This is a genomic window from Pseudochrobactrum sp. AO18b (genome assembly GCF_000409565.1).
GTDB classification, from domain to species: Bacteria; Pseudomonadota; Alphaproteobacteria; order Rhizobiales; family Rhizobiaceae; genus Pseudochrobactrum; species Pseudochrobactrum saccharolyticum.
On record NZ_ANNO01000058.1, the window covers coordinates 1 to 8,298 of the forward strand.

Annotated in this window: 4 protein-coding genes and 1 pseudogene; all 5 read left to right on the plus strand. The window is 50.3% G+C overall.

What is annotated here, in order from left to right; genetic code table 11:
* A pseudogene (locus A918_RS21960) lies at window positions 1-405 on the plus strand (M20 peptidase family dipeptidase); the annotation flags it as partial.
* Window positions 406-457: 52 nt separating this feature from the next.
* Entirely contained in the window at window positions 458-1,987 is a 1,530-nt protein-coding gene (locus tag A918_RS0102775; protein WP_022709581.1) for an ABC transporter substrate-binding protein, read from the plus strand.
* 80 nt (window positions 1,988-2,067) lie between these two features.
* Window positions 2,068-3,204 carry an o-succinylbenzoate synthase gene (gene menC / locus A918_RS0102780; RefSeq protein ID WP_022709582.1) on the plus strand — a complete coding sequence of 379 codons (1,137 nt, stop codon included), beginning with the start codon at window positions 2,068-2,070 and terminating at the stop codon, window positions 3,202-3,204.
* Window positions 3,205-3,715: 511 nt separating this feature from the next.
* A complete protein-coding gene (locus A918_RS0102790; RefSeq protein ID WP_084664601.1) occupies window positions 3,716-6,694 on the plus strand; it encodes an autotransporter outer membrane beta-barrel domain-containing protein in 2,979 nt (992 codons plus the stop codon).
* Window positions 6,695-6,964: 270 nt separating this feature from the next.
* Window positions 6,965-8,134 (plus strand): porin, encoded by a 1,170-nt coding sequence (locus tag A918_RS0102795; RefSeq protein WP_022709584.1) that lies wholly within the window; start codon window positions 6,965-6,967, stop codon window positions 8,132-8,134.
* Window positions 8,135-8,298 lie beyond the last annotated feature (164 nt).

Sequence of the window (8,298 nt, forward strand, 5' to 3'; positions counted from 1 at the left end):
GTTGTCGGCACTGATGCGCACGACATTATACCGGCACTGCGCCGTCATCTCGATCAGCACGGTTATGCGGATGTTAAAATCACCCGCCGCGAGGATGATGATTTTACCGCAACACGCCTTGATCCTGACCATCCGTGGGCACGCTTTGTCGCGCAATCACTGACAGATACCTCCGGCAATCCGCCGCATATTCTGCCTAATCTCGGCGGCTCGCTGCCTAATGAGTGTTTCTCGGAGACACTGGGCCTGCCGACCGTCTGGGTACCACATTCCTACCGCGCCTGTTCGCAACATGCACCAGATGAACATGTGCTGAAAAGCACTTGCCGTGATGCCTTGCGCTGCATGGCAGGGATATTTGCCGATATTGCTGAGGGCAAAAGCCCGCAGCCTTCAACCCGATAACAACAAAAAACTGCCTGACCCTTTTTAACCTTGCGTCGAAGTGGAGCGACACATGAGCTTTCGTAAGAATTTTGCAATTCTGGCTACCCTTACCGCCAGCCTGTATCTGGGCGTATCCGGTGCGGCATTGGCCGATAAGTCAGATGACACCGTCAATATCGCCTTTGCCAAAGAGCTGGACAACCCGAACACCTATTTCAGTTCAGCCCGCGAAAGCACCATTTTCGGTTATGCCGTGTGGGACACACTGGTTGAGCGCGACCCGAAAACCCGCGAATGGGTCGGCAATCTGGCTGAGAGCTTCAAATGGGTTGATGATCTGACCCTTGAATTCAAACTGCGTCAGGGCGTGAAATTCCATAACGGCGATGCTTTCGGCGCGGATGATGTTGTGTTCACACTCAATCATTTCTCCGATCCGAAGACTCCGGTTGCCATGCCGAATACAGTGGCATGGATCAAAAATGCCGAGAAGGTTGATGACCAGACCGTTCTCGTGCACCTGAAAGCACCATTCCCTGCCGCGCTCGATTTCCTTGAAAGCGCCATTCAGATTTATCCGGCAAAATATTATCAGGAAGTCGGCGATGCAGGCTTCTCCAAAAATCCGGTCGGCACCGGCCCTTATATGGTGGATAAGATCGAACCGGGCAGCGGCTATACGCTGAAGGCTTTCCCTGACTATCATGACGGCGGCCCGCGTCAGAAACCACAGATCAAAAATGTGGAAGTCCGCAGCATTCCGGATACCAATACGCAGATCGCGGAAATGATGTCTGGTTCCGTGGACTTTATCTGGCAGGTGCCAGAAGATCTGACCCAGAAACTCAAAACACGTGACAGTTTCAACGTTGTTCAGGGTGAAACGCTACGCTTCGGCTACATCTCTATGGATGTGTCCGGCCGTTCCAGTGCCGACACTCCGCTGAAAGATGTGCGCGTGCGTCAGGCAATCAATCACGCGATTGACCGTAAAGCCGTGCGTGATGCTTTCTTCGCGCCTTCCTCGCAAATCATCAATTCCATCTGCAGCCCGCTGCAATTTGGTTGTGAGCAGGATGTGACGTCCTACAACTTTGACCCGGCCAAGGCCAAAGAACTGCTGAAAGAAGCAGGCTATGAAAACGGCTTTACCACCACGATGTATTTCTATCGTGATAAAGCAGCCACCGAAGCCATGGCGCAAATGCTGGGCAATGTCGGCGTAAAGGTTGATCTGCAGATGCTGAAATATGCAGCACTCGCAGATAAACAGCTCAAAGGCGAGATCCCGATGGGCTTTGTCACATGGGGCTCCGGCTCGGTGGCTGATGCCTCTGCCTCGACATCCAAATTCTTTGACGGCTCCGATATTGATGATGTCAAAAATGCCGACCTGACAGCAACCCTCAAACAGGCTGACACCACCACCGATCCGGAAAAGCGCAAAGAATTTTACAGCAAAGCTCTGCGCCAGATCGCTGATCAGGCCTATTGGGTGCCGCTCTGGACCTACACAACCAATTATGTGATGGCAAAAGACCTGAACTTCACTCCGACACCGGATGAGTTCGTGCGCTTCTATGACATGAGCTGGAACTAAGCCTTATGAGGTCGCAGCCTGTGCTGCGGCCTCACCGGCACTTTCCGTTTTCCCGCATACAGAAATTACAGAGATCAATCATGTTGTTCCAAGCCCCGTCGCAACTCCGTCCGAAACTCCGGATTGATAGCGCAGAATTACGTCTTGTAGAGCTGAAACTCCTCAACCCGTTTCGCATTTCTACTGGCGTGGCTACGAAAAAGACTTTCCCGCTGCTCATCCTGCGCAGCGGCAATATTGAAGGTTATGCGGAAGGTGTATGCGACACCCTGCCCGATTATCTGCCGGAAACCACAGTTTCATCCATGATGATGATGCGGGACGTTTTCCTGCCGCAGATTATCGGCAAGGAATTCTCAACGCCTTATGAACTGAGCCAGATGATGCGCCATTGGCGCGATCACCAGATGGCAAAAGCCTGCGTGGAAATGGCCTATTGGGATTTGTGGTCGAAATCGCTCGGCCTGTCCCTGTCCCATGCGCTTGGCGGTACCCGCAAAGAGGTTGAAGTCGGTGTCTCTCTCGGCATCAAGGAAATTCCGGAATCCTTGATGGATGTTGAACGTCATGTACAGCAGGGCTATCGCCGCATTAAGCTGAAAGTCATGCCTGGTCATGATCTGAAACTGCTGGAAAAAGTACGCAATCGTTTCCCTGATATTCACCTGACCGTTGATGCCAACTGCGCTTATACGCTGGCCGATCTCGCTCTGCTGCGTCAGTTCGATGATTTCGGTCTGGATTATATCGAACAGCCATTGGCATGGGATGATCTGCAGGATCACGCAAAACTGCAATCCATGATGCGTACAGCCATTTGTCTGGACGAATGTATCCGCACACCGGAGCTTTGCCGCAAAGCACTGGCGATTGATGCAGGCCGCGTGATCAATATCAAGGTCGGTCGTGTCGGCGGTCATGCCTATGCGCGCCAGATCCATGATATTTGTCAGGCGCACGATGTTCCGGTCTGGTGCGGCGGCATGCTGGAATCCGGCATCGGGCGTGCCCATAATATTCACCTTTCGACACTGGAACAGTTCAAACGCCCGGGAGATACATCCTCTTCTTCGCGTTATTTCGAACGGGATATTGTCTGTGAGAAGCTGGAAACTGAAAACGGCATTATGCCGGTTCCGTCAAACGGTGCGGGTATCGGCGTTACTCTGGACTATGATTTCCTTGAAACAGTGACCCTGTCGAAAGAAGCGTTTTAAAAAACTCTTATCCGGAGAAGCCAAACTCATTTTGCTTCTCCGGAATATTTCAAAAACGATTTTTTTGCTGGCTCCGTCATACAAGCTGATGACCATTTTCTCCGCTTCTGCGCGTTGAGCCACCCTCAATTTATTTATCCAAACCGGCTGGCATAAGCTCCGACGGCGGCATTCATTGCTGTTTGTTTTTTGGAGCTTTCAATCGGCTCATCAAGCACAAAAATCCCTTTGATCTAAAAGCAAATGTAATTCGTACATTTATATTAATGATATTCGTAATAATGACATGAAATTTTTTTGAAACATGCCGTTAAATCAATAATTTAAGTTGATATTTTTAATCTCATAATATTATAAATTTAGACAATTCAAAAACGGGGAAATCAGCAGCGTCACGCTGCCATTCATCTCAATTGCGAAGCTCATTCTTAATGGTCAGGAACCGGCGTTTTTATGAAGCGCCGGAAGGAGGTTCTGTGTTCTCAAATCTGTCTCGCGCATCGCTTTGCACATGGTCGGGTCATTCCGATCCAGTGTCTCTTACCGCACTCTGGCTTTGGCAGGCGCGGCTCTTGCTCTCGGCCTGACCGGCACCGCGAATGCAGCTAATTTCACTGCATCGAACGAGGCTGAGCTGGTGGCGGCGATCAATCAGGCCAATGCCAGCGGGGATGCGAGTTCAACCATCACTATGGTCGGCAGCTTCACAATTGCCCCAACTTCTTTGCCACAAGTGACTACAAATCTGCGTATTGATACCGCAGGCAATACGCTTACCTCTTCGACCGGCAATCTGGCACTCAATGTCGCAACCGGCTCAGCACTCACGATTAATGGATCTATAACCACCAACGGTGTGAATGGCTTTAGTGGTGCTATTATCAAAAATGGCGGTGGGACACTCAGCATAACAGGTGGCCCCAGCAACATTTTCTGGTCGTTGAAAACAACCGATGGTGATCTGATTTTCAAGGATGGTGCGCAATTCACCTATGATACATCAAAGGGCTCTGGTGTGGGCGCACTGAACACCTTATTGTTTGATGGTGGTCGAACCGTCACAGTTACCGGAACCGGAACCGTCGTCACAGAAAAAAGCGGCGTCTTCATTGAAGGTGCCGACGGCGTAACCTTGAATGTCGAGAATGGTGGAAAGTTTGTTTCTACCACCGGCACTACTATGGTTTTTACTGCCGGAACCAAGGGCACGATCAATGTTACAGGTGCAAATTCCGCATATGAAACCAACACTTTTCGGATAGGGCGTGGTCACGCTACGATTAATGTGACAGATGGCGGCTCGTTATCTGCGGGTGTCATGCAGGTTGGTGTATATGCATCCACAAATGCTGCAGCCAATGGCTTACAAGAGTTAGGTGGATCGGCCGACATTCTGGTTTCAGATGTGGGATCGGTCATGACCGTTACCAATCCGTTTCTGCTGACGCGCGGCTCGCTGAGCATTCTGAACGGTGGCGTGGTGACAGCAGGCGGGATGCGTGTCGGATCATATGATCGCGCTGTCACCAATGATGCTATCGGCACTATTCTGGTTTCTGGCGCGGGCTCGGCACTCAATACAACACAAACCACAGCTAATTCGTTTATTGTCGGTGGCGGCAACGGGAGTGGTGTAAAAAACGGAACACTCACAGTTGCTAACCAAGGTAAAGTGAGTGCTGCATCCGGCGCAGGCATAATCAATGTCGCAACTACTGCAGGCAATACCGGCACAATCAATATTGGCGGCGAAACCGGTCAGGCAGCAACGCAAGCAGGCACGATTGAAGCTGGCACCATCAAATTCGGTGCAGGCAATGGTGCACTCAACTTCAATCTTACAGACAGCAGCTATGACTTCAGTACAGCGCTGGAAGGCAATGGCACCATCAGCCAGATCGGCTCCGGTAAAACCACACTGACAACAGATCAGACAGCGTTCACCGGTAAAACTCTTGTAAAATCGGGTATTCTTGCTGTGGATCACACCCTCGGTGGCACGATGGATGTTTCCGGCGGGCGTTTGCAGGGTATCGGCACAATCGGTGATACTGTTCTGTCCAAAGGTGGCGTGATTGCAGCGGGTAATGCATCTCTCGGAACGCTGACAATTGACGGCGATTACACTGGTCAAGGCGGCTTGCTTGAAATTGAAACGGTACTTGGCGACGATACATCTGCAACCGACAAGCTTGTTATTACCGGCAACAGTTCCGGTGACACTGATGTAAAAGTTATCAACCGCAACGGTCTTGGTGCACAGACAGACAAAGGCATCAAAATCATTGAGATCGTCCGTCAGTCCGACGGTACTTTCTCGCTCGTCAGCGATTATACGTCGAAAGACGGCAAGAAAGTCGTTATCGGCGGTGCCTATGCCTATGAACTGCTCAAAAACGCTAAATCAGATCCCGCTGATGGCGATTGGTATCTGGTCAGCGAGATTTACAAGACCGACCCTGTCGACAGCGGCAACGGCAATAATACTGGTGGCAACGAAACCACACCGCGTTACAGCGCCGCCGTTCCCGTCTATCAGGGCTATATGAGCACCCTGCAATCGCTGAATAAACTGCCGACTTTGCAGCAGCGTGTCGGCGAGCGTTATCAGGATGGTTCATCAAATGCAGCCCAAGGCCAAAACAGTGGCGAAAACCGTGCTATCTGGGGTCGTATTGAAGGCGCGCACAGCCATCTCAAAAACAACAGCTCATCAGGTCGCCTGCAGCAGGATATCAATACATATGTCATGCAAAGCGGCGTTGATGGTCAGTTCTATGAAAGTGACAATGGCAAGCTGATCGGCGACATCACCGGTCAATATGGCAATGCACAGAACAATGTCACAGCTTTTGCCGGTGACGGTACGATCAAAACACAGAGCTGGGGTCTGGGCGGCACGCTCACATGGTATGACAATAGCGGTTTCTATGTTGACGGACAGACACAGGCTAACTGGTATGACAGTGACCTGAAAATTGACAATGCCAACAGTCTTACCAACGGTCATAATGCTTGCGGTTATGCACTGAGTGTTGAAGCCGGCCAGAACTATGCCGTGAATAACAACTGGTCGCTGACACCGCAGGCACAGCTGATGTGGTCTTCGCTCGACTTTAACAGCTTCAGCGACAGCTATGGCACACAGGTCGACAAAAACGATGGCGACAATCTGACTGCACGCCTCGGTCTTGCTGCGAACTACCGCAATGACTGGAAAGGCAATGACGGACGCACTGTCAACACGCAGTTCTATGGCATTGCCAATCTCTATCAGGAACTCTCCGGCAGCAGCAAAATCAATGTTGCGGATGTGAAGCTTGCCAATGATGAAGACAGAACATGGGCAGGCCTTGGTGCCGGCGGTACCTATGCCTGGGGCGATAATGCCTATGCGGTCTATGGTGAAGGCTCGGTCAATACCTCCTTCAACCACTTTGCAGACAGCTATATTGTCAAAGGCACTGTCGGCTTTAAGATGAAGTGGTAATTGTAATAAGCACGCTTAACTGAAGCTCACTCAAAAGAACCTGATATAGTGAAATCTGTATCAGGCTCTTTTTATTCCTGTATACGGGCATAGATTGATAGCGTTGACTTTCTGCTCCTTTACAAAGTTTTGAACCCGAAATATCCGGCAATAAATTGCCTTGATACAATTATACAACATATTGATTTTTATAAACTAATCTCCCTATTTTTGCGTTGGGAACAGGGGCGGTTTCGATGAATATCTTCAGGTCTAATTCTGGAGATAAAAATGAAAACAAAATTAATTTTACTCAGTTCCGCTGCAACTCTCTTCACAAGCGCAGCAGCATTTGCTGCTGATCCGATTATTGCACCGGAACCTGAAGCCGTTGAATATGTCCGCGTCTGCGATGCCTATGGCGCAGGCTATTTCTACATTCCTGGCACTGAAACCTGCCTGCGTATTCACGGTTATGTCCGCTATGACATCACCGGTGGCGATGATGTTTATGGTCGCGGTTTTGACGCCCGTGACAGCAAACTCTTTGCCAAAAGCAACAAACGTGACACCTATGAAGGACTGGCACGCTTCAGCCTGAAATTCAGCACCGCATCTGAAACCGAGCTGGGCACATTGAAAACCTATGCAGATCTGCGCTTTCAGTGGAAAGACGGCAAAGACGACAAGTCCTCCGGTACATTGCGCTTTGGTTATATGGAGCTTGGCGGTTTGCGAGTCGGTCTTGATGAATCCGCATTTGTCACCTTCCCCGGCTATCTCGGCAATGTCATAAATGATGATGTAATCCTTGCCGGTGGTTATCGTACCGGCCTGATCAGCTACACTTATGCGGGTGACAACGGCCTGTCAGCCATCCTGTCTGTGGAGCAGGGCGGTAACGGTGACATTGATGACGTGCCATCTGACTGGACCGGTAAAAAATGGGGTGCCACGATCCAAAACTACACGCCGCATGTCGTTGGTGGCCTGCGCTACGCACAAGGCTGGGGTTCGCTCACCGCAGTTGCCGCCTATGATGCCCGCAATAAAGAATGGGCAGGGAAAGTCCGTGGCGATCTCAATTTTACCGACCAGTTCTCCGTATGGGCGATGGGTGGCTATAAATCCAACAAGGATAATTATATCAATGTCCTGAATGATAATAATCAGGTCATCGGCCAGATTCGCGCTGTCAGCAGCTTCTACGGCACATGGGGCGGTGATTGGGCTGTATGGGGTGGTGCAGCCTATAAGCTGACACCACAGGCCGTTTTGAATGCCCAGCTTGCCTATGATGCATCCAAGACCTTTGCCGCAACAGCAAACGTGTCTTACGAACTGGTGCCGGGCTTTGCGGTCACACCGGAGCTCTCTTACACCAAATGGAAGGATGAAAAATCCATCCAGAACGGCAAAGATGCAGTTCAGGGTATGATCCGTTTCCAGCGCAGTTTCTGATAAATCTTACAAGCCCTGCAATATATTGCCGGTATATTTCAGCATATTGCAGGGTATTCATAAGAGTGCTTAGATGAACTGCCTTTTATAACGTAGAAGGACTGCGTTATTACAATGACACTCTGACTTCCAGTCATTTCAAGGCAGACGGCGGGCGAAAGCCC